This is a genomic window from Bifidobacterium catenulatum subsp. kashiwanohense JCM 15439 = DSM 21854, assembly GCF_001042615.1.
GTDB classification, from domain to species: domain Bacteria; phylum Actinomycetota; class Actinomycetes; order Actinomycetales; family Bifidobacteriaceae; genus Bifidobacterium; species Bifidobacterium catenulatum.
The window spans coordinates 2,187,692-2,210,869 of sequence record NZ_AP012327.1 but is presented as its reverse complement, the minus strand read 5'-3'; the positions used below and the strand labels follow the sequence as shown (position 1 = coordinate 2,210,869).

Annotated in this window: 15 protein-coding genes and 3 rRNA genes; 12 read left to right on the top strand and 6 right to left on the bottom strand. The window is 56.1% G+C overall.

Translation table 11 applies throughout. The annotated features are described in order from the left end of the window. Nucleotides 1–44: 44 nt before the first annotated feature. Nucleotides 45–836 (top strand): HD domain-containing protein, encoded by a 792-nt coding sequence (locus BBKW_RS09345; RefSeq protein WP_033501807.1) that lies wholly within the window; start codon nucleotides 45–47, stop codon nucleotides 834–836. Nucleotides 837–954: 118 nt separating this feature from the next. Here BBKW_RS09345 and BBKW_RS09340 read toward each other — a convergent pair whose 3' ends face one another. Together BBKW_RS09340 and BBKW_RS09335 are read right to left on the bottom strand one after the other, a co-directional pair. Continuing rightward, nucleotides 955–2,073 carry an ATP-binding cassette domain-containing protein gene (locus tag BBKW_RS09340; protein ID WP_033501808.1) on the bottom strand — a complete coding sequence of 373 codons (1,119 nt, stop codon included), beginning with the start codon at nucleotides 2,071–2,073 and terminating at the stop codon, nucleotides 955–957. Beyond that, a complete protein-coding gene (locus BBKW_RS09335; RefSeq protein ID WP_033501809.1) occupies nucleotides 2,070–3,395 on the bottom strand; it encodes an ABC transporter permease in 1,326 nt (441 codons plus the stop codon). The genes BBKW_RS09340 and BBKW_RS09335 overlap by 4 nt, the downstream gene beginning before the upstream one ends. 181 nt (nucleotides 3,396–3,576) lie before the next feature. Between BBKW_RS09335 and BBKW_RS09330 the strand changes: the two genes are divergently transcribed. The 6 genes from BBKW_RS09330 (at nucleotide 3,577) to BBKW_RS09300 (ending at nucleotide 14,790) form a co-directional block, all read left to right on the top strand. Next, nucleotides 3,577–5,970, top strand: coding sequence for a DUF6541 family protein (locus tag BBKW_RS09330; protein ID WP_231858489.1), 2,394 nt, complete (start codon nucleotides 3,577–3,579; stop codon nucleotides 5,968–5,970). 676 nt (nucleotides 5,971–6,646) lie between these two features. Continuing rightward, a 16S ribosomal RNA gene (locus BBKW_RS09325) occupies nucleotides 6,647–8,173 on the top strand. A 460-nt stretch (nucleotides 8,174–8,633) separates the two neighbouring features. Further along, nucleotides 8,634–11,711, top strand: a 23S ribosomal RNA gene (locus BBKW_RS09320). Nucleotides 11,712–11,924: 213 nt separating this feature from the next. Then, nucleotides 11,925–12,042 (top strand): 5S ribosomal RNA (gene rrf, locus BBKW_RS09315). Together the 16S, 23S and 5S rRNA genes form the textbook arrangement of a ribosomal RNA operon. Nucleotides 12,043–12,356: 314 nt before the next feature. Next, nucleotides 12,357–12,920, top strand: coding sequence for an alkyl hydroperoxide reductase subunit C (gene ahpC / locus BBKW_RS09305; protein WP_033501889.1), 564 nt, complete (start codon nucleotides 12,357–12,359; stop codon nucleotides 12,918–12,920). 103 nt (nucleotides 12,921–13,023) lie between these two features. Beyond that, a complete protein-coding gene (locus BBKW_RS09300; protein ID WP_033501888.1) occupies nucleotides 13,024–14,790 on the top strand; it encodes an FAD-dependent oxidoreductase in 1,767 nt (588 codons plus the stop codon). Between the two features lie 306 nt (nucleotides 14,791–15,096). On the opposite strand, the gene BBKW_RS09290 is transcribed toward BBKW_RS09300, so the two are convergent. The 4 genes from BBKW_RS09290 to BBKW_RS09280 form a co-directional block, all read right to left on the bottom strand. Further along, a complete protein-coding gene (locus BBKW_RS09290; protein WP_033501886.1) occupies nucleotides 15,097–15,390 on the bottom strand; it encodes an addiction module antidote protein in 294 nt (97 codons plus the stop codon). Continuing rightward, nucleotides 15,384–15,695: a type II toxin-antitoxin system RelE/ParE family toxin gene (locus BBKW_RS09285; RefSeq protein WP_033501891.1), complete on the bottom strand. Its 312-nt coding sequence runs from the start codon at nucleotides 15,693–15,695 to the stop codon at nucleotides 15,384–15,386. The genes BBKW_RS09290 and BBKW_RS09285 overlap by 7 nt, the downstream gene beginning before the upstream one ends. Before the next feature lie 143 nt (nucleotides 15,696–15,838). Beyond that, nucleotides 15,839–15,961, bottom strand: coding sequence for a hypothetical protein (locus tag BBKW_RS11170; RefSeq protein ID WP_022244567.1), 123 nt, complete (start codon nucleotides 15,959–15,961; stop codon nucleotides 15,839–15,841). A gap of 229 nt (nucleotides 15,962–16,190) precedes the next feature. Beyond that, entirely contained in the window at nucleotides 16,191–17,234 is a 1,044-nt protein-coding gene (locus BBKW_RS09280) for a LacI family DNA-binding transcriptional regulator (RefSeq protein ID WP_033501885.1), read from the bottom strand. 359 nt (nucleotides 17,235–17,593) lie between these two features. On the opposite strand from BBKW_RS09280, the gene BBKW_RS09275 reads away from it, so the two are divergent. From BBKW_RS09275 to BBKW_RS09255, 5 genes are all read left to right on the top strand, one after another. Further along, nucleotides 17,594–18,505 (top strand): carbohydrate ABC transporter permease, encoded by a 912-nt coding sequence (locus BBKW_RS09275; RefSeq protein WP_033501884.1) that lies wholly within the window; start codon nucleotides 17,594–17,596, stop codon nucleotides 18,503–18,505. Continuing rightward, nucleotides 18,505–19,482: a carbohydrate ABC transporter permease gene (locus BBKW_RS09270; RefSeq protein WP_033501883.1), complete on the top strand. Its 978-nt coding sequence runs from the start codon at nucleotides 18,505–18,507 to the stop codon at nucleotides 19,480–19,482. Before BBKW_RS09275 ends, BBKW_RS09270 begins: the two co-directional genes overlap by 1 nt. Before the next feature lie 118 nt (nucleotides 19,483–19,600). Next, nucleotides 19,601–20,992 carry an ABC transporter substrate-binding protein gene (locus tag BBKW_RS09265; protein WP_033501882.1) on the top strand — a complete coding sequence of 464 codons (1,392 nt, stop codon included), beginning with the start codon at nucleotides 19,601–19,603 and terminating at the stop codon, nucleotides 20,990–20,992. 91 nt (nucleotides 20,993–21,083) lie between these two features. Next, nucleotides 21,084–22,361 (top strand): enolase C-terminal domain-like protein, encoded by a 1,278-nt coding sequence (locus tag BBKW_RS09260; RefSeq protein ID WP_033501881.1) that lies wholly within the window; start codon nucleotides 21,084–21,086, stop codon nucleotides 22,359–22,361. A 15-nt stretch (nucleotides 22,362–22,376) separates the two neighbouring features. Next, nucleotides 22,377–23,168 (top strand): L-fucose dehydrogenase, encoded by a 792-nt coding sequence (locus BBKW_RS09255; RefSeq protein ID WP_033501880.1) that lies wholly within the window; start codon nucleotides 22,377–22,379, stop codon nucleotides 23,166–23,168. Nucleotides 23,169–23,178 lie beyond the last annotated feature (10 nt).

The window sequence follows — 23,178 nt, the reverse complement described above, 5'->3', positions numbered from 1 at the left end:
ATTCAGCATGTGGCAATCGTCATACAGCGCCTAAGATAGGCGGTATGACAACCGGATATATTCCTACACTCGCCCAAGTTGACGAACTGCATCGAAAAATCGCGCAATCGCAAGCGGCATACGATTTGATTCACGGACATTGCGTAGTCGTTGCTGACATCGCACGTCGCATGGCACGCAGACAGAACGCACTGTTCACCCGCCGCTGCACGCTACCGGACGATGCCCCTGAAAAAGCGGGCAATTTCGGCCTTAGGCTTACGCAAGACGGTAATGGCAGCGAATCGTTCGGCATGCTTCGCATTCCTTCCGTTCCATCATCGGACGGGCTTACGGGCGGAACCGTTCCGCCGAGGCTGATCGACGAGCATTTGGTGGTGATCGGTGGTCTGCTGCATGATATCGGCACGTATTTTCTGCTCAAACAAGACGGTTCCGACGGTGGGCCGCTGAAATTCGACGGTCCGAATTACGTACGGCATGGGCTTAAAGGCTACGAATATTTGTTGAACGAGGGTGTTGACGAGTCGATCGCGCAGTTCGCGCGCAACCACACCGGTGTGGGACTCACCAAAGAAGCGGTGGAATCGCAAGGGTTGCCGCTGCCTCCGGCCGACTATGTGCCCATGAATCTTGAGCAGGAAGTGGTGATGGTGGCCGACAAGTACAACAGCAAGTCGATTCCGCCGAAGTTCCTGACGGCCGAAGCCTATGCGCGCAAGGCGGCCCGTTTCGGCGAAAGCAACAGGCGCGAATGGCTGCGGCTGCTCGAACGATACGGCGTGCTTGACGTTACGCCGCTCGCCGAGCAGTACCACATGCGTATCGCGGAGTAAGGCAGACCGTTTTCAGAACACGTAAGCCCTTTGGAATTTGGCTAAAACCAGAATTCCAAAGGGCTTACCTGTGGGCGCGCGAAAGAGTCTATGTTCGTGCGCCCGTTGCACTAGGCGGCTAGTCGAGTTCCACGCTGTGATCCATCGCATCGGCGACTTCCGGATTGGTGGTCACCACGATGATGGCGCGTTTGCGATCGGCATCGCGCTTGAACTTCTTCAACAGATCCAACACCACGGCCGCATCGTCGGCATCCAATCCAGCGGTCGGCTCGTCGGCGATGATCACTTCAGCCTCGCAGCTCAGCGCACGAGCGATGGCCACGCGACGCTGGTTCAGTTCGCTTACTTCGCCGACTGCCAGTCCGGACGTCACTTCATTGAAGCCCACGCGCTTGAGCAGTTCGCGGGCGATCGCAGGCTTCGGCTTGAGGAAGTTGCGGTTCGACGCATCCATGGCGTACAGCACATTGCTTTCCGCGTCGAGATCGGGGCGGAAAGCAAAACGTTGCGGAATGAATCCGATGCGGTGCCCCAACATTTCGACCGGTTCGACGTCGCTCAGGTTGGCGCTTTTGTGCATCACATTGCCGCGGTCCGTGCGCGCCATACCGACCATGGTGGCCAGCAATGCCTGATGCTGTTCGCGATCCTCCGCATCCACGAGCACCGCATGCGTGGCGCCCGCATGGAACGACAACGACAGGTCGTCAAGGATATTGCGGCCGGTCTTGCGATTGGTCACGGTCACATGGTCGAGCGCGAACGTCGGATTCGCCTTGAAGAAGAACTCATCCTTTTTGCGATTGCGCTTGATTTCGTTGTCAAGCTGTGACGAAACGCTGGTTGCGGAATCGGCTTTCACCGCTTCATGCGTTTCCAGTGCGGTCGGTGTGTCGGAAGAACGCAAAGCGAGCGTTTCCTTTACTTGATTCGCGTTATTCGCAGCCACGTCCGAATCGTCATTCGTGGTATCCGCAGCGTTATTTGCAGCATCGGCGGTTTCGGCGGCATCTGCAGTATCCTTGCCTGCAACCGCCGCGTTGTCATCGTCGTACACCACCGTAAAATCGATGGATTCAATGGAATCTGCGGAAGATTCGTCAGCTGCAATATCTCCGATCGCAGCATCATCGACGGTTTCGCTTGCTTCGGCCTCAGCGGTCTGGTCAACCACAGCCTCGTCAACCACGGTCTCGTCGATATTCTCGTTCTTATCGTTCATATTGTCGCTCATGCCGTCACCTCCGAGCGTTCCTCAAACAGTTGGTTCAGGTTGAAGCAGGCCACGCGCGCGAACGCCACGATGCCAAGCACCAGGCATGTGCCCAAGCCGTACCAGATCACATTCCACACCGAAGCGGACGTGATCGTCACAGCTTGCCCGCCAGCCCACGCGGTACCGATCGGTTTCGCCAACAGTGCGCCGGCAACCAAGCCGATAATCCAACCCGGAACCGTCATCATGAACGTTTCCAGCATGAATTGCCATCCCAAACGGCCCTTGGTCACGCCGGTGATCATCGCCATACCGATCTCATCGCGACGGCCGCCGACCGCCGCCCACACAATCAATGCCAGCAACGCGATTCCGTCGACGATCGTCATGGCCAACAGCACGATGCGCGCGGACGAAGCGGCGGAATCAAGCGGCTCGATAGACTTCTTATAAGCGGTAAGCGACGGCGAGGTGATCTCGTACGTCTTCGTGTCTAACTTGGCCTTCTTCACCGAGCGCACGAACTTGTTATACGTGGAAGGATTCGCCAGAGAGAACACAATATTGAGATTCGGAACGCCCCATCCCGTGGCCTCCGTCGTGTCAAGACCGTTCTTGGCGAAGTTGATATACGTCGTGTAGATCACGTTCTCACGATTGTCCTTCGCGTATTTCGCGTCGGAACCGTTGCCCTCAGGCACGTCGCTGTCGTATTTGTAAATGCCGCGCACGGTGAACGTGTACGTTTCGGAAGCCTTCGACGGATTGCCGACCGTTACCTTGTCGCCGACCTTGAGATTGTTCTTATCGGCCAGAGCCTGCGAAATGAGTACGCCGTCGCTCTGCGTCTTATAGCTCAAATGCTTACCCTTGACCACTTTGTAGTAGCCGTAATCGTTGATTTTCGCGGCGTCCAACGTGTAGAACGCCTGCAGGGTCAGATTGCCGCCGGTCTTGTCTTCGCTAGTATCGCTTTTCGCAGCGATCGCCTGCAATGACTTGCTTTCACGCACCGGCACTGACGTTGCCAACGTATAATCGAAGGTCACGCTGTTGCTCTGTGCGGCCGTTGCGTACGTGCTGTACTTTTCCCACGTCAAGTACTTGTCGGTATAGCTGGAATCGGCGCCGTCGCGCTTGGCTTTGATCTGCGCGGTCGGCCGAATCACCGCAGTGGCTTTCTGCGACTGGTATGTCCCATTATTGGCGGTGTCGTCTGCTCGTATGACTGCCAGATCCACGGCAGCCGAGAAAGACACCAGTAGTGCGAGTAGGGCGATCAGCGCGGTGCGCCATTTGACGCGGCCGAGCGCCGCCCATGCGTTCTTGAGAACGAACATGCGGTACTTCTCCAGTTCTCTGTTATTGCGCGCCGGCGCATGCCGACGTCAGCGTTGGCCGGGACGCGCGCTCCACAGCAAGGCAGGCCCGTAGCGCATGGTGCGTCCCGTGAAATCATCTTGGGCTTCCAACGTGATTGTTTTCTTGCGCAACACTGTTATACCCCTGCATGGAGTCTGAATGATTCCTGAAAATCGACCGTTGAGCATGGTTGCGGCACTCGCTACGATGGAATCGATGACTTCCGAACATATTACGAATACCGGTTCCGTAATGGCCAATCATGGCTCGATTCAGACGCCTGCGCAGACTCAGCTTCGGCAGGACGGCTCGTCCAATGGCGGTCCGTCCGAACGGAAACGTGACCTGCGATGGCGTCCCGCGATGCTGCATCCGGCGTCGCTCCGCGTGTTATTGCCGTGGATTACGTCGATTATCGGCATCGCATCCGCACTATGCTTGGTGATTGCGTGGTTTCCTTCCACGGTGTGGAATACGCCGATTGTCAGCAGTGATGCCCCTGCGCATTACTATTTCATTCGCCGCCTGCTTGACGAAGGTTTGGGGGCGGCACTGCATTTGTGGCCGCATAATTCGTTCTATCCGCCGTTATTCCATGTTTGCGCTTATTCCGTAATCAAAATCGCGGCGCTGTTCGGCGTGCAATGCTCTATTTACGCGGCATTCAATATCACATGGATCATCGCTTCGGGCGTGATTTTCCCTTCTGGAATGCTGGTATTGTGCAGGTATTTCCTGCAACGCTGGAATCGCGGCAATCCAATTTCACGTATTTCGCAAGCATTGTCTACGCCTGAATCGTCGTCCGTATCTGAATCGTCGAATGTTTCAAATCAGCAGGTATCGTCAGCTGTGAATCGGCAATATAACGCCACTTTCGACGTTACTTTCGTTCTGCAGAATCTGATTGGACTGTTCGTGCCCGTGCTTGCTGTCAGCTCGGTGTGCCACCCGTACGGACTACTGAATGCCGGTCCGCTGATCGCATTCGGTTTTGCCACGTCGCTGCTGCCGTTTCTTATCGCTGCCACGTTGCGCTTGTTCGATGCGATCGCCGCACGCGAGCATATAGTGAAATGGCTTGCGATCACTGCTGCCGCAGGCGTGGTTTGCCTCGTTGCACACCCGCGTCTCGCATTCACGTATGCTCTGATTCTGGTGCCGTTCATTGTGTTGCGTTTGCCGTGGAAGCTGATTCTGGGTGCGTTTATCGCCATGTGTATCGGCGCGGTTGCGTTTGTGGCCCTGATGCTTACGTCGTTCAAATCGGATCGTTGGGCGAATCCCGCTTCCTGGTTCCATAGCCATCAGCCGTCCAAGAATTTGTGGGAGTCGATTTTGTTCTGCTTCACGGATGGCCTTGACGGTTTTCCTGCGATTTTGTTCGCATTATTGCTGATTGCGGGAACCGTTGCCGCTTTCGTTTGCGCCTTCCGCCGCGCTGCTGTGCGCTCTTCGGATTCGCTTTCGGCTGCTGTTTCCACTGTGGCTCCCGCTTTTTCCGCTGACGCTGATGCTTTGGTTTCCGATGCTGCGGTTTCCTTGGTTTCCGCTTCCGACCTGCCGGCTGCTTCGTGTTCCGATGCTGCTGACGTCTCCTCATTCGCACCGCCTGAACCATCTCGACCTCGCCGCAACGATCGCCTGCGTGACGTGATCGCGTTGACGGCCGCGTTTCTATTGGTCACGCTGGTATACGTGTGCACGGTCACGTTGGTTGGCGCGCTGCCGAATATCATCAGCGCTCCTTGGTATCGCGATGAAAACCGCATTATGACCATGCTTCCGCTGGTTGCGTTGCCGTTGCTTGTCATTGGCGTCAACGCGCTTTCCGAATGCGTTTCCGTGTGTGCCGCATCCGCTTCTTTCGTTCCTTCTGCATCTTCCTTCTCCGCGAAGAATAGTGCTTCTTCCGTTCCCTCCCTTTCTTCTGCGTCTGCTGTTTCCGCCGTGAAGAACGTTTCTCTCGCTTCCAATTGGATCGGCCCAATCGCCGCATTCCTTGTGATTGCGATACTTGCGGTTTCCGCTCAGATCGTATGCCCGTCTCGTACTGCGGCTCGCGACACGATCATCGCGCATTCCAGCCTGAACCAAAGCGACCCCAACGAGCAGCTCACCGAGCAGAAAATCACTGTGCTGCGCAAGGTCACGGAACGTACTGGCACTCAGGCCACCATCATTTCCGACCCGTTGAACGGCTCGATGTATGCGGAGACGCTGTTCAATGCGAGCATGCTGTATCCGATCATCAATGCGCGCACCGATGTGCCATCCGCTCCGTTCGGCAAAGTGGAGACCGCGTTTGCTTCCGGCGATGGGCAGCAGGTGCTTGGCACGGTATGTCCGCTGACCGACGCTCCGGAGTACTTCCTTACGATGGGCGACCAGGCGCAAAGCTTGCAGTCGTTCCCGTATCGCGCCCAATACGATTCCTTCCATAATGAGGAATTGATTGATGCGTATGTGGATGGCGGCACGCTGGTGAAGGTTGCCGATTATTCGCAATACGGCCAGGGTTGGGCCCTCTACCGTTTCGGTTGCGTCGATTAATCGATTTTTGGCTGCGCTGCCTTGTTCTGCCGTCGCTTGCGCGCGCATATGCAAAACCACACTTTCGATCAGTTGAGATCTGAATTTGTTCAGGACGACGATCGGCGGTGCGGTTTCGTTGATCTGCTTTCTTCTGTTTCTCCTATTTTTGCTTTCAGTTGGGAGGTTTTCTCGGATGGGTTGGCTTAGGGGGATTGGCCGTAAATGAGGTAGTTCGGTGTGTGACACGCCCGGGTGTTGGTTTGCGGTGGGGTTTTTCCGGCGGTCTTGTGCCGTGCGGTGGCGTTCGCCGCCCGTTTTCCCGTGTTTTCGACACGCCGGTGGATGCGTTGTTTTGCAAGGGTTCGCGGGGTGTCCGTGAGGGTTCGGGTTGCGTGGATCGGCGGGTTCGTGTAAGTTTACTTCTCGCTGCTCGGCACGGCGGCCTCGCTTCTGGAGATTGGGGCGGCTTGCTGGTGCGGTGGTGGTTTGAGAACTCAAGAGCGTATTTGTACTACTTCTTTATAGTCAATGATTGCCAGTCCGTCTTACGGCCCGCGCGTGTTGTTCGCGTGTGGGTGCCGGGAGGCCGGTCAAACGGGACGGGGTTTTTGCGGACAGTCCGTTTTCCTTATAAACGGATGTCGATTTTCTTGTTTTTGAGAGTCACATGTTGGTTCTCTTCATGAAAGGTTTTTTTGTGGAGGGTTCGATTCTGGCTCAGGATGAACGCTGGCGGCGTGCTTAACACATGCAAGTCGAACGGGATCCCAGGAGCTTGCTCCTGGGTGAGAGTGGCGAACGGGTGAGTAATGCGTGACCGACCTGCCCCATGCACCGGAATAGCTCCTGGAAACGGGTGGTAATGCCGGATGCTCCATCACACTGCATGGTGTGTTGGGAAAGCCTTTGCGGCATGGGATGGGGTCGCGTCCTATCAGCTTGATGGCGGGGTAACGGCCCACCATGGCTTCGACGGGTAGCCGGCCTGAGAGGGCGACCGGCCACATTGGGACTGAGATACGGCCCAGACTCCTACGGGAGGCAGCAGTGGGGAATATTGCACAATGGGCGCAAGCCTGATGCAGCGACGCCGCGTGCGGGATGACGGCCTTCGGGTTGTAAACCGCTTTTGATCGGGAGCAAGCCTTCGGGTGAGTGTACCTTTCGAATAAGCACCGGCTAACTACGTGCCAGCAGCCGCGGTAATACGTAGGGTGCAAGCGTTATCCGGAATTATTGGGCGTAAAGGGCTCGTAGGCGGTTCGTCGCGTCCGGTGTGAAAGTCCATCGCTTAACGGTGGATCTGCGCCGGGTACGGGCGGGCTGGAGTGCGGTAGGGGAGACTGGAATTCCCGGTGTAACGGTGGAATGTGTAGATATCGGGAAGAACACCAATGGCGAAGGCAGGTCTCTGGGCCGTTACTGACGCTGAGGAGCGAAAGCGTGGGGAGCGAACAGGATTAGATACCCTGGTAGTCCACGCCGTAAACGGTGGATGCTGGATGTGGGGCCCGTTCCACGGGTTCCGTGTCGGAGCTAACGCGTTAAGCATCCCGCCTGGGGAGTACGGCCGCAAGGCTAAAACTCAAAGAAATTGACGGGGGCCCGCACAAGCGGCGGAGCATGCGGATTAATTCGATGCAACGCGAAGAACCTTACCTGGGCTTGACATGTTCCCGACCGTTCCAGAGATGGGGCTTCCCTTCGGGGCGGGTTCACAGGTGGTGCATGGTCGTCGTCAGCTCGTGTCGTGAGATGTTGGGTTAAGTCCCGCAACGAGCGCAACCCTCGCCCTGTGTTGCCAGCACGTCATGGTGGGAACTCACGGGGGACCGCCGGGGTCAACTCGGAGGAAGGTGGGGATGACGTCAGATCATCATGCCCCTTACGTCCAGGGCTTCACGCATGCTACAATGGCCGGTACAACGGGATGCGACACGGCGACGTGGAGCGGATCCCTGAAAACCGGTCTCAGTTCGGATTGGAGTCTGCAACCCGACTCCATGAAGGCGGAGTCGCTAGTAATCGCGGATCAGCAACGCCGCGGTGAATGCGTTCCCGGGCCTTGTACACACCGCCCGTCAAGTCATGAAAGTGGGTAGCACCCGAAGCCGGTGGCCTAACCCTTCGTGGGATGGAGCCGTCTAAGGTGAGACTCGTGATTGGGACTAAGTCGTAACAAGGTAGCCGTACCGGAAGGTGCGGCTGGATCACCTCCTTTCTACGGAGTTTTTTTTCAGGACGCCGGCTTGGCGTCCGTCGTGCGGCCCATGCGTCGGGAACGGTTCCCGGTTTCGCGTGGGCGTGCTGGTGTGGAAGAGATCGTTGGCTTCGCGGGTTCCTTTTGTGGGTCCGGGGAGTGGTGCGGATATGCTTTTGGGTTCCCGGACCGCCACCCGCGACTTGGTCGCGCGCGGTTTTCCGGGTGTCCCCTTGGGGCGGTCGGCCGGCCGGTGTGCCGTGTCCGGATCGTTTCTTGGGTGCGTGGTGGTTTGAGAACTGGATAGTGGACGCGAGCAATGCGATGGCATGTTTCTTGCCGTCGTTTGCTTTATCGCGATTTCGCCAGGCTCTTCTTTTTGGAGTCTGGTTTCGAGATCGATCGTTTTGTGATCATTGTTTACAGTGTGATGATCTGTCGTCTGGCGTGGAGAAGCTTATCATCAGGTTTTTTCGGGGCGTGTGCCGCCCTGAAGGGCGTATGGTGGATGCCTTGGCAGACAGTACCGATGAAGGACGTTTGAGGATGCGATAAGCCTCGGGGAGCCTCCAACATGGCTTCGATCCGAGGATTTCCGAATGGGGCAACCCGCCGGCCGTCATGGGCCGGCACGGAACCGTGTTGTTCCGGGGGTACGCAGGGAAGTGAAACATCTCAGTACCTGCAGGAAGGGATACTCCGTGAGTAGTGGCGAGCGAAAGCGGATCAGACCAAACCATGGGCGCGTGATACCCGTCGGGGGTTGCGTTCGTGGTGTTGTGGGAGCGTGTGTCCCGGTTCCGACGGACCGGGCGGGAGTCATAAAACGGCTTGCCAGGGGAACAGGCTTGAAGGCCTGGCCGCAGAGGGTGCCAGCCCCGTACCTGGAAGCTTGCCGTCTTCCGATCATGCGTCCCAAGTAGCGCGGGCCTCGTGGAATCCCGTGTGAATCGGCCCCGACCGTGGGGTAAGTCTAAGCATACCTGTCTGACCGATAGCGTACCAGTACCGTGAGGGAAAGGTGAAAAGCACCCCGGGAGGGGAGTGAAAGAGTTCCTGAAACCGTGCGCCTACAATCCGTCGGAGCCTCCTTGTGGGGTGACGGCGTGCCTATCGAAAAATGAGTCTGCGAGTCAGTGGTGCGTGGCGAGGCTAACCCGTCGTGGGGGAGCCGTAGCGAAGGCGAGTCTCAAAAGGCGTTTTGAGTCGCGTGCCCTGGACCCGAAGCGGGATGATCTAGCCCTGGGCAGGTTGAAGCGCGGGTAAGACCGCGTGGAGGACCGAACCCACCTGGGTTGAAAACCGGGGGGATGACTTGGGGCTAGGGGTGAAAGGCCAATCAAATTCCGTGATAGCTGGTTCTCTCCGAAATGCATTTAGGTGCAGCGTCGGTTGATTGCATCGCGGGGGTAGAGCTACTGGATGCTTGCGGGCCCGTGTGGGGTACCAATAGCAGCCAAACTCCGAATACCGTGGATGTGTATTCCGGCAGTGAGTCGGCGGGGGATAAGCTCCGTCGTCGAGAGGGAGACAGCCCAGATCGTCGTCTAAGGTCCCGAAGCGTGTGCTAAGTGGGAAAGGATGTGGAGTCGCATAGACAGCCAGGAGGTTGGCTCAGAAGCAGCCATCCTTGAAAGAGTGCGTAACAGCTCACTGGTCTAGTGGTTCCGCGCCGACAATGTAGCGGGGCTCAAGCACACCACCGAAGACGCGGCAACGGCCTTTGTGGCTGTTGGGTAGGAGAGCGTCCCCCGAGGGGCGAAGCGGCGGCGCAAGCCGGCCGTGGACTTCGGGGGAGTGAGAATGCAGACATGAGTAGCGAGAGACGGGTGAGGATCCCGTCCGCTGGATGACCAAGGGTTCCGGGGCCACGTTCGTCGTCCCCGGGTGAGTCGGGTCCTAAGGCGAGGCCGACAGGCGTAGTCGAATGGATGAACGGGTGGATATTCCCGTACCGGCAGCGAACCGCAAGAGCCGAACGGATGAGTACTAACCTCCGGTCGCGTGGCGTCGTTCCCTTCGGGGTTCGGGGCGCGCGGTCGTTGGGAATGTAGTCCTGGTAGGTTAGCGCACAGGGGTGACACGGAATGGGAGCCGGCCGCGGAGGTGGTTTTCCGTGGTCAAGCACGCAGCCCGTCCCATAGGCAAATCCGTGGGACATGTAGGGTGAGGTGCGATGATGGGCGCCTTTTTGGCGCGATATCCGGTGGTCCAGGCCGTCGAGAAAAGCCTCGGCGCGAGGGGCGTTGCCGCCCGTACCCCAAACCGACACTGGTGGTCAGGTAGAGAATACCAAGGCGATCGAGCGAATCCTGGTCAAGGAACTCGGCAAATCACTCCCGTGCCTTCGGTATAAGGGAGACCCCTGATGGTGATGGAACTCGCTTCCGGAGCTTTCGGGGGTGGCACAGACCAGGGGGTAGCGACTGTTTACCAAAAACACAGGTGCATGCGAAGGCGCAAGCCGCTGTATATGCACTGACGCCTGCCCGGTGCCGGAAGGTTAAGAGGATCCGTCAGCCCTCGGGCGAAGCGGTGAATTCAAGCCCCGGTAAACGGCGGTGGTAACTATAACCATCCTAAGGTAGCGAAATTCCTTGTCGGGTAAGTTCCGACCTGCACGAATGGCGTAACGACTTCCCCACTGTCTCGACCAGGAGCTCGGCGAAATTGCAGTACGAGTAAAGATGCTCGTTAAGCGCAGAAGGACGAAAAGACCCCGGGACCTTTACTATACCTTGGTATTGGCGTTAGGCGCGGATTGTGTAGCATAGGCGGGAGGCTTCGAAGCGGTGGCGCCAGCCATCGTGGAGCCGCAAGGTGAAATACCGCTCTGTTCTCGTTTGACGTCTCACCTCGAACAGTGATCCTGTTCAGGGACAGTGCCTGGCGGGTAGTTTAACTGGGGCGGTTGCCTCCCAAAGAGTAACGGAGGCGCTCAAAGGTCCGCTCAGCCCGGTTGGCAATCGGGTTTCGAGTGTAATCGCACAAGCGGGCTTGACTGCGAGGACGACGGTCCGGGCAGGGACGAAAGTCGGAGATAGTGATCCGGTGCCGGCGCACGGGCGCGGCATCGCTCAACGGATAAAAGGTACCCCGGGGATAACAGGCTGATCATTCCCAAGAGTCCATATCGACGGGATGGTTTGGCACCTCGATGTCGGCTCGTCGCATCCTGGGGCTGGAGCAGGTCCCAAGGGTTCGGCTGTTCGCCGATTAAAGCGGCACGCGAGCTGGGTTCAGAACGTCGTGAGACAGTTTGGTCTCTATCCTCTGCGCTCGTTGGAATCCTGAGGAGGCCTGCCCATAGTACGAGAGGACCTGGGTGGACGGACCTCTGGTATGCCGGTTGTCGCGCCAGCGGCATGGCCGGTTGGCTACGTTCGGGAGGGATAACCGCTGAAAGCATCTAAGCGGGAAGCCTGCTCCAAGATTAGGATTCCTTGACGCTCCTCGGAGCGTCCGAAGCCCGCATGTTGAACACGTGTTCGATAGGCCGGGGGTGGAAGTCCCGCGAGGGATGGAGCCGACCGGTACTAACGGGCGAACGCGGCACACTTTCCGATCCATGTCTGGTGGGTTGGGTCTCGTCCTGTGGTGGTTCTTCTCGTTGGATGGCGGGGAATGCTGTTTCCTGTGGTCACAATGACGATGATCGGTAAGGCGTTTGATTTGCTTCGCGTCCGTTGTCCGGTTCCCGGACCGCCACGATCGGAATCGTGGTCGGTTCCGTTCCCGGCCGATCCGTGTGGTCGGCCGTTCAGAGTGGTTTTGCGGTGGTCATGGCCCAGGTGAGACGCCCGGTCCCTTTCCGAACCCGGAAGCTAAGGCCTGGCTGCGGCGATGGTACTGCACTCGAGAGGGTGTGGGAGAGTAGCGCGCCGCCGCATTCGACTGTTTGGAGGACCTTCCGGTCGAGTCCCTGATGGGATTCCCGGAAGGTCCTTTTCGTATTTCCCTGGGGTTCCCGTCGAGCTTCGGCTCCGGGAACCCCTTTTTTTTTGTTTTTCTTCCGGTGTTCGTTTCCCGCGGCGTGCGGGAGGCTCCCATTCCACAACACCCCCGCATCACATGGTCTGTCAGCGTGACTGTTATTAATGATGTGATGAGGCTCACGCGTTACGTCCGCGCGGGTTCCAGAGAATCACGTTACGATGGAAAACGGCAGAAGCCCGATGATTGACAATCAGCGAAAGGACCGATGATGACTCTTCTGCAGCATGAACTGACCGATTTTAAGGTGAACGCGTTCCAGAACAACGAGTTCCATGAGGTGACCAAGGCTGATGTACTCGGCCACTGGTCCCTGTTCTTCTTCTACCCGGCTGATTTCACCTTCGTGTGCCCTACTGAGCTTGAGGATCTGGCCCGCAACTACGCCAAGTTCAAGGAAATTGGATGCGAGGTCTACTCCGTCTCCTGCGACACCCATTTCGTGCATAAGGCATGGCATGATGCCAATGAAAAGATTGCTAAGATTCAATATCCGATGCTTGCCGACCCGACCGCTCTATTGGCCAAAGATCTCGACACCTACAACGAAGTTGATGGCATGGCCGAACGCGGTGACTTCATCGTGAGCCCCGAAGGCAAGGTCGTGGCCTATGAGGTCATCTCCTCTAACGTAGGACGCAATGCCGAAGAACTACTACGCCGTGTGCAAGCCTCTCAGTTCGTCCACGAACATGGCGATCAGGTCTGCCCAGCTAACTGGACTCCGGGCGAGGACACTATCGAACCTAGCCTCGATCTTGTTGGCCAACTGTGATCGTCGCTTGATGGACGAATTATCAATCTAATCCGACAAGGTTGCCCGGAGAATCTCCGGGCAACCCCTCGAACAGCCAGATCAAGGCACAAAGGGAGTCGTTATGTCTCGAGATGATTTGTACGATGTCGTAGTTGTCGGCGGCGGTCCCGCTGGTCTGACGGCGGGATTGTATCTGGCCCGCGCCCGATATCGAGTGTTGATTCTCGAGAAAGACGATTTCGGCGGACAGATCACTATCACCAATGAGGTGGTCAACTATCCGGGCGTCGGTCGCACCACTGGCCGTGCGCTTACCCAGACCATGCGTCAACAGGCGCAGGACTTTGGCGCTGAATTCCTTTCCGCCGAAGCCATCGGCCTCGATGTGCATGGCGACGTCAAAACCGTGCATACCTCGCGCGGCGACTTGAAGGCTTTTGGCATTCTCCTTGCCACCGGTGCCAGCCCACGCAAACTAGGGTTCGAAGGGGAGTCCGAATACGCTGGTCGCGGTGTGGCCTACTGCGCCACCTGCGATGGCGAATTCTTCACCGGCAAGGAAGTGCTGGTGGTCGGCGGAGGGTTCGCCGCAGCTGAGGAATCCGTGTTCCTGACCACATACGCCTCCAAAGTCACTGTTCTCGTGCGGGAACAGGACTTCACCTGCGACGCCACGGTAGCCGCCGCAGCCAAAAACAATCCGAAAATCGAGGTGCGTTACCAAGTCGAGCTGCAAGGCGTCACTGCTGGGCAAGGCGGTTTACGTGAAGCCGCGATCCTGAACCGGGCCACTGGCCAGACCGAAACGTGGAGGCCTGCTGACGGTGGTACGTTCGGCGTGTTCGTGTTCGCAGGATATGTGCCCGCCACGGATTTGGTGCGCGGCGTGGTGGAGCTGGACGATTATGGTTACGTGGTCACGCACGGCTATCTTGAAACCTCGGTGCCGGGCGTGTACGCGGCCGGTGATCTGCGGACCAAAAACCTGCGGCAAGTGGTTACTGCCACCGCTGATGGCGCTATTGCCGCGGTGGAGTTGGAACGGTACGCCAAGCGGATGAGCGAGAAGACCGGCTTGATGCCACAGCGTCCGGCCTCTTACGTCTATGAGCAGTCCACAGCGAAGACAAATGCCGCCTCGGTGGTCGGCACCACGCCCGCGCCGGCACCCGCCAAACGCAGCGCCGATGCCGCTGCCGCGGCGAACACCGTCAGGAAGTCCGGCGAATTGTTCTCCGACGCCACCAGACAGCAGCTCAACGTGGTCTTTGGCCGCATGTCTCGGCCGGTCACGCTTGCTCTGGAACTGGACGATACGCCGCTGTCCACGGAACTGCGGGGATTCATTGATGCGTTGGTCGCGTTGTCCGGCGGCAAGCTGAAATCGACGGTGGTTGATGGCGAGTACAAGAAGGACGGTACGGGCCGTGCGGTGTTCGACGTCGACAGTGTGCTGCCCGCCGCGCGCCCATGTGTGCGCATGGTGGTGGACGGCGAGCCGACCGGCCTCGCCTTCCATGGTGTGCCTTCCGGCCATGAATTCAATTCGTTTGTGCTGGGCCTGTACAACGTGGCCGGTCCCGGTCAGCCGTTGGACGATGATCTGATCGAACGGGCGCGGTCCATCACGGACCCGTTGGACATCATGATTCTCGTCTCGCTCACCTGCACGATGTGCCCGGAGACCGTGCTCGCTTCCCAGCGTATCGCCTCGCTGAACCCGGCCGTGCGCGTCGAGGCTTACGATGTTGCGCACTTCCCCGAGCTCAAGGACCATTATGGTGCGATGAGCGTGCCCTGCATCGTCATCACACGGGCTGACGGCACGCAGCAGGTTGAGTTCGGTAAGAAAAGCATCCCGCAGATGCTCGAATTGGTCGGCGCGTAGGCACTCGATATCATTTAATGCCGGACATCATAAAGCTGCTGATGAACTGGCGCTGGAAAATGAAGAACGCGATGAGCAACGGTGCAATGACGAGCATGGTCGCGGCGGACAGGATGAGATTAATGATTTACAGGATCATGCTGTTTGCAGAATCGTTTTTCCGGTGTGGGCTGCAAAGGTTGATCCCATGTGGGACGAGCAAGAGCATCAGTATCAGAATAATATTTACATAGATGAGTAACAAAGACTCTGGTAGTCAGCATGACTGCCAGAGTTGACAGGCAGCATAAAAATGATGGAATCCTTTCATGCCGTGGCGGGCACGGGTTCGATGACAAGTCGGCCTCCAAGGGCATCGACGACCTTGACGATGGTGCGGAAACTTGGGTTGCCTTCTTTGTTGAGGCTTTTGTAGAGGCTTTCGCGGCCGACTCCGGCTTCCTTGGCGATTTGGCCCATGCCACGCGCCTTGGCTATGTCGCCGATGGCGGCCTGCAGAAGCGCCGGGTCACCGGTTTCCGCGGCGGCGTTGAGGTATGCGATGGCGTCTTCTTCGTTTTCGATGTATTCGCTGGCATCAAAATTGCTGATGCTTACCATTGTCCCTCCTTGATAAGTGATTCGAGCATTTTCTGTGCCTCTTTTATGGTCTTGTCCTGTCCGGTCTTGTCCCCGCCGGCGAGCAGCAACATGATTTGATTGCCTTTCTGGGCGAAGTAGACGCGGTAGCCTGGGCCGAAGAAGAAACGCAATTCGTTCACGCCTTTACCGACCGGGTGCATATCGCCGACCGGTTGTCCCGCCAGTGCACACTGTCTGATCCGGGCAGTGATCCGCGCTTTGGCGGCATGGTCGCGCAGCCTATGCAACCACTTGCGGAACTGGTCGGTTTGTTGGATTTCCATATGCATTATTGTATCCTGCAAGATACAATAATGCAAGCGTGGCGGTCTCTGCCCGTGACAGGAGCATATATATGGGAACGCCTCGGCTGCTGGACCGGTTCATCACAGCAGCCGAGGCGTTTGATAAAGACTTTTATGGAATCTTACTTGCTGAAAACCTTCTTAAACAAGGTGGAGGAGGCCTTGGCGAAGGCGAACTGGCTGAGGCCGGCATCCATGGAAACGGTGTTGGCGTTGGCGATCTGGTCGAAGGTGTTGTTCTGCATTTTTTCTTCCTTTCACGCGGCTCGTCGTTTCGTTTGTTGGTTCATGCTTCGTGTGGAGCCGTTTGTTCTGTTGTGGCTTCATTGTAAGCATCCCTCTGGTGCGGGGTCTCGCCGGTTTCGTCGCTTCTTTTGTATTTTCATCTGGTAAACAGAAGTAAATGCTTGTGACAGAGGTGGATTGCATATGCATGGGTGCTTCGCGGAAGCTGATTCTGAGTGCCGTTGCATGTTACAGCAGTGATAGCGATGTGCAGCTTTCACGTTCGACGAGCTGTGTGGGAAGAATGAAGTAATTCTGGTCTACCTTTCCTTCCCGCGCTTCGAGAATCCGATCGATGCATTGTCTGGCGATGAGATCGAATGGCTGCCTGATGGTCGTCAGGGATGGACACATGCTTGCCGCAGGATAGACATCGTCGAAACCGATGATCGATAACTGTTCGGGCAGACTGATGCTGTGCTGTCGGGCAGCGCGATAGACGTTGATCGCGCCGAGATCATTGAACGCGAAGATGGCGGTCGGTCTGTCCTGCTCCCTCATTTCCAGGAGATCGCATGCCGCCTTGTATGCCTTGTCGGATACGTAGTCGCCAACCTTGATGAGATGCGGATCCGCGCTGATGCCGTTTTTCTGCAGCGCCGCCATGTATCCGCTAAGTCGCGCTTGCGAGGATTGTGAATTGGTGGGGCCGGTGATGACGGCGATTCGTCGGTGCCCTAATGATATGAGATATTGCGTGGCGAGCATTCCTCCGGTCCAGTTATCAATGCCCACCCCCAATGCGTCAGCGGAGACCTGGCCGACCGGATCGACAATTACATATGGGATGTTCCGCGTCTGTAGTAGCGATTCCTCGGCCGATGAGATATTTGATAAGAGAAGTATGACGCCTAGAGGGTTGCGTTCGATGGCGTTACGGAGACAGCTGCTGGCCTCGTTTCTTGTTGAGTATTCTTCGGAATCCGGTCCGGCGCAGCTTACGGTGATGCCGATGCCAAACTCTCTGGCGTATGAAGTTGTCTCCTTGACCATCTCCATGGATCCGTTGTTGGTCATTTCGCTGACGACCAGTTCGATTGACCGCATGGTTTTGGTTGTGGGAAGTTTTTTGCGGAACCCGGCTTCTTCGAGGAGCAGTTCCACCCTATCGCGGGTCTCGTCGGAGACTCCATCACGGCCGTTGATGACCTTGGACACGGTGGCAGGGGATACTCCCGCCACTTGGGCGATATCGGAGACCTTCGGTCTGTTTGTTGTTTTGATCGTGGTCATGACTCTTCTCTTTTTCGTACGCGACGCTGCAAAAACGTTACCTATAGGATAGCGAAATTTTCGTTACTTTAAAACAGCTTTTTTATCGGCGTGTTGCTATCTATATCGCAGAAATGGGTGTCGTGGACATTGGTTGCCCGCTGTTCTCTGGATGAACGCGATATGCATATATCGTTGCAATAAAGCCCTTTTAAGACGGAAAAACAAGATAGAGAAAATTTCGCCACGCGCAGCGAAGTTTTATTTGCTCTTTTTTGCAGAACCTTGTATATTGAAGAACGTACCGATGGATGAAACGGCAATGGCAACGATGTTGTTGGCAGGCTCATTCAGACGGGTTAAGAAGAAAGAGAAAAACTATGACAAATGCAACGGCGAAACCGGATACTTCCGGGATGCGCAAGCCGAAGCGCGAGTACATAGGCATTTTATATTGTCTTCCATACGTGGTGGTCTTCCTATTCGGCATGATCATCCCGATGTTCTACGCGCTTTATCTCAGCTTCTTCAAGCAGTCCCTTCTCGGTGGCACCACATTCGCGGGCTTCGATAACTTTCTAGCTGCATTTAAGGATGAAGCACTGTGGAGCGGTTTCAGAAGAGTGCTGATTTATGCAGCGATTCAGATTCCTCTCAATTTGATCCTTTCCCTTGCGGCGGCGCTCATTCTGGACTCCCAGAGAATCCGCCATATCGCAGTGCCGCGAATTTTGCTGTTCCTGCCATACGCGGTTCCGGGTGTGATTGCAGCACTAATGTGGGGATATATCTATGGCGACAAGTATGGACTTGTCGGTCAGATTGCGTCTATGATCGGGGCCACTGCGCCGAATATGCTTTCTGAAAAGCTCATGCTGTTCGCCATTGCAAACATCTGCACTTGGTGTTCTCTTGGCTACAACATGCTGATTTATTATTCTGCACTGATCGGTATTCCGAACGAGCTATACGAATCCGCTCGTATCGATGGCGCATCCGAGCTGCGTATCGCATGGTCGGTAAAGATTCCGCAGATTAAGGGATCCATTATGATGACCGTGCTCTTCTCGGTGATTGGCACGCTTCAGTTGTTCAACGAACCGAGCATCTTGATGAATTCCGCGCCGAATGTGATCACCAGTAACTACACGCCGAATCTCTACGCATATAACCTTGCGTTCAACGGCCAGAACCTCAACTACGCTGCAGCTGTCTCCTTGGTGATTGGTGTCATCGTTATGGGTCTTGTCGCAGTTGTGAAGGTCATTGGCAATAAGTGGGAGAACAAGTGATGAGTGAAGCAAGTGCAAAACCACGTTCCAAGTCGCTGCAGCGCAGAGACGCCAAGCTGGCGCTCAAGGCAAGCCAACGCTATAAGCGTATGCAGCAGCGTGAGGCAGCTCCAAAGCTGACCGGCAAGCAGCGTGTGCTCAACTGGCTGCTGCACATCATTATGGCTATGATGGTCATCTACTGCCTCGTGCCGTTGCTTTGGGTGTTCTTCTCTGCAACAAAGACCAACGAGGGCATGTTTAGCTCCTTTGGTCTATGGTTCGATGACAAGAATGTGTTCTGGCAGAATGTTCAGGAAACTCTTGCATATCAGCATGGTACATATGCGCGGTGGTTGCTTAACACGGTGATGTATGCAGTTGTCGCCGGATTTGGTGCCACTATCATCGCCACTCTCGCAGGTTACGCCATTGCTACAATGCGGTTCCCCGGCCGTAATAGTCTGTTGGCGATAACTTTGGCATTCATGTCCATTCCGGCCACGGTCATCTCTGTCCCGCTGTTCCTCATGTACTCGAAGATTGGTCTGGTTGGTACCCCATGGGCAGTGATTATTCCGCAGCTGGCCACGCCGTTCGGCCTGTACCTGATGATTATTTATGCGCAGACATCGGTGCCTACTTCTCTCCTTGAAGCGGCTAAGCTCGATGGCGCAAATTCTTGGACCATCTTCTGGAAGGTTGCCTTCCCGCTATTGTCTCCAGGATTCGTCACTGTACTGCTGTTCACGCTGGTTGGTGTCTGGAACAACTACTTCCTGCCGCTGATCATGCTCTCCGATACCAACGATTACCCGATGACGGTCGGTTTGAACATGTGGTTGAAGATGGGTGCCGAAGGTACTGCGGACGGTCAGATTCCGAACAACTATATTGTCACCGGCTGCCTCATTGCAGTTGCTCCGTTGATCATCGCATTCATGTTCCTGCAGAAGTACTGGCAGTCTGGCCTTTCGGCTGGTGCAGTCAAGCAGTGAACCCTCGCCGCACGGTTATTGACGATCACCCATTCGTTGCTCTAATGACCGTGCGGCATCCACACCCATTTAAAGAATAACAATAAGACAGTAATTCATGACACACAAAGGAGTAATCATGAAGAAGATGACCAGAATCGTCAGTGCGCTGGCGGCGCTTACTATGGTAGCCAGCGTTGCGGCTTGTGGCTCAAGTACCGGTGCCAAGGACACTAAAACTGCAGTCACCGTAGAAGATATTAACAGCGCCCTCACTGATACTTCCAAAAAAGTTGAGCTGAACGTATGGGGTTTCTCCGGAAAGCAGATGGCAGGGCCGATTGAAGCTTTCCAGAAGAAGTACCCGCACATCAAAATTAAATTCACCAACACCGGCGCGGCAAGTGACCATTTCACCAAGTTCCAGAATGTCGTTGCTGCTAATAAAGATGTTCCGGATGTCGTGCAGATGAGTGCTGACCGATTCGAACAGTACGCTATTTCTGGAGCTCTGCTGAATTTCGCCAACGATGATATCGAAAAGGCGTGGAGCAAGCTTTATGCAAAGACCGCTTGGAGCCAGGTGCATTATGCTGGTGGCCTGTGGGGCGTGCCGACTGATGCCACTCCTTTGGCTATGTATGTGCGTAAGGACATTCTCGACGAGCATAATCTCAAGGTGCCAACCACTTGGCAGGAATTCTATGAAGAAGGCGTCAAACTCCACAAGGAAGATCCCAGCAAGTACATGGGTGTCCTCATCAATAACGATATCTCCTGCTTTACGGATTTGCTGCGTTCGGCTGGTGCACGCCCTTGGAAAGTCAATTCTGTCGATGACATCAGCCTGAGCATGACTTCTGGCACTACCAAGGAGTTCATTGAATTCCTGCAAAAGTGCCTTCAAGATGGGGTCATGGAGGCTGCTCCAGGCTGGACCGATGCGTTCAACCGTGCCACGAATGAGGGTACCTATGCCACTTATATTTCTCAGAACTGGCAAGGCAACTCCTACAAGGGACAGAATCCATCTCTTAAGGGTCTGATTCAGGTAACGCTGCCACCTGCATTCGGCGATTCTGCCGATGATTTCAAGTCTTCTTCCGTCGGCTCCATGATGAGTGTTTCCGCGGCATGCCCTAAGGACAAGCAGGCTGCAGCTCTTGCCTTCATCAACTGGCTCGATTCTGACAAGGAAGCAATTCAGTCTTGGCAGGATAACAACCATGGCAACTACTTCATGGCAGCTTCCGCTTACCAAGATAGCGAAGACATCCGCAATATGAAGGAAACAGATGGATACTTTGTCAATACTGACGTGAACTCTGTCTACTTCGAGTCCATGGACAAGGTCAATACTGATTGGGAGTATCTTCCGTTCATGTCTCAGGTTGGAGTCGTATACAAGGATGTCATCACTCCTGAAATGAAGGTTGGCGGTGACATGGTCGGCGCTATGGCCAAGGCTCAGCAGAAGCTCAAGACCTACGCAAAGGACAACGGCTTCAAGGTCACCACCGACGCCGACTGACATCCGGTTGCCCGCCACTGCTAGGGAGGGCGGCCGAATGGCCGTCCTCCCTTTTTGAGATTAAACATTTTTCCAAAGAAGGAAGCGCATCGTGAGCGTTATTACCAAAGTCACCACCTATGATTTCCGATTCCCGACATCGGCCACCTTCTCTGGCTCCGACGCCATGAACCCCGATCCGGATTATTCCTCCGCCTACGTTGTCATCGCCACGGATGCTGGTGATTCCGGCAATGGATTCGTCTTCACCATCGGCCGCGGCAATGATGTCGTCGTCCGAGCCATCGACTCCATGTCCGAAACCCTTATCGGACGTAACGTCGAGGAACTGCTCGACAACATGCGTCTCGCATGGGATCTGTTCGTGCGCGATTCGCAGCTGCGCTGGCTCGGCCCTGAGAAGGGCGTCGAGCATATGGCCATTGGCGCCGTGCTTTCGGCTCTGTGGGACCTCAAGGCCAAGCGCGCCGGCAAGCCGCTCTGGCTGCTCCTTTCCGAGATGGAGCCTGAAGAGCTCGTTGCGACTCTCGACTTCCGCTACCTGACCGATGCCCTCACTCCGCAGGAAGCCATCGAGATTCTGCGTGCCGCCCAGGAAGGCAAGGCGGAACGCATCGCCCACCTCAAGGAAGTCGGCTATCCGGGATATTCAACCGCAGCTGGATGGCTCGGCTATTCCGACGAGAAGATGGTCCGTTTGGCCAAGCAAGAGACCGAGGTCATGGGCTTCAAGCAGATCAAGCTTAAGGTCGGTCAAAACCTCGAAGACGATCTGCGCAGGCTCAAGCTCGCCCGTGAAGCGGTCGGCCCGGACATCGCCATCGCCGTAGATGCCAACCAGGTCTGGGATGTGCCACAGGCCATTGAATGGATCGGCAAATTCAATGACTACGATCTCGCGTGGGTTGAGGAACCGACCTGCCCGGATGACGTGCTTGGACATGCTGCAATCCAGAAGGCCATCGATCCAATTCCGGTGGCCACCGGCGAACAGATGCAGAACCGAGTCATGTACAAGCAGTACCTGCAGGCTGGCAGCTTCAAGGTCATGCAGATTGACGCGACCCGAGTCGCCGGTCCCCAGGAAATCGTCCTCGAATACCTGCTCGCCAAGAAGTTCGGCGTCAAGGTCTGCCCTCACGCGGGTGGTGTCGGCCTGTGCGAAGCCATCAGCCAACTTGCGATGTTCGATTACGTGTCCGTCTCTGGCGAGATGGAGGACCGCGTCGTCGAATACGTGGACAACCAGCATGAGTACTTCGTACATCCAACCGTCATCAAGAACGGACGATACGTTGCACCGCTCGCTCCGGGCAACGGCACGGAGATGAAGCTCGACGAATGCATGAAGTACCTGCACAAGGACTAGTCGGAAGGACCTGAGATGGACCTGCATCTTAAGAACAAGGTGATTATTGTCACCGGAGGATTCAAAGGCATCGGCAAGGGCATAACGCTGCGGCTGGCCGAAGAAGGCGCCATTCCGGTGGTGCTGAATCGTTCGGATGGTGCCGACGACGAATTCCGACAGGATATCGAACAGATCACCGATTCGTATGACACCTATCTGATTGACCTAAACAACACCGACGAGATCGCCCCCATTGTTGAATCGGTCATGAAGAAATACGGCCATATCGATGGTGTGGTCAACAATGCCGGAAGAAACGACAATCTCGCGCTCGAGACCACGTCATGGCGTCAGTTCGAGGAGTCTCTTCACGGCAACCTGACCCACTATTACGAGCTGGTTCATCAGTGCGTGCCAGCGCTCAAGGCCAGCAAGGGCTCAGTGGTCAATATCGGTTCCAAGACCGCATTGACCGGTCAGGGCAAGACTAGCGCCTACGCTGCGGCAAAAGGCGCGATTCTGGGCCTGACCCGCGAGTGGGCCGCTGCCCTCGCCCCGGACGAGGTTCGAGTCAATGCCGTTGTCGTGGCCGAAGCGTGGACACCGCTGTACGCGCAATGGATCAAGACGTTCGGCGACGAGCAGGCGCAGCGTGAGCAGTTGGCGAAGATCACCGACAGGATTCCTCTCGGTCACCGTATGACCGAGACTTCGGAAATCGCGGACACCGTGGTTTTCCTTCTGTCCGACAGGTCCTCGCACACCACCGGACAATGGGTCTTCCCCGACGGCGGATACGTCCACCTCGATAGGGCACTCGACTAGGACGCACGAC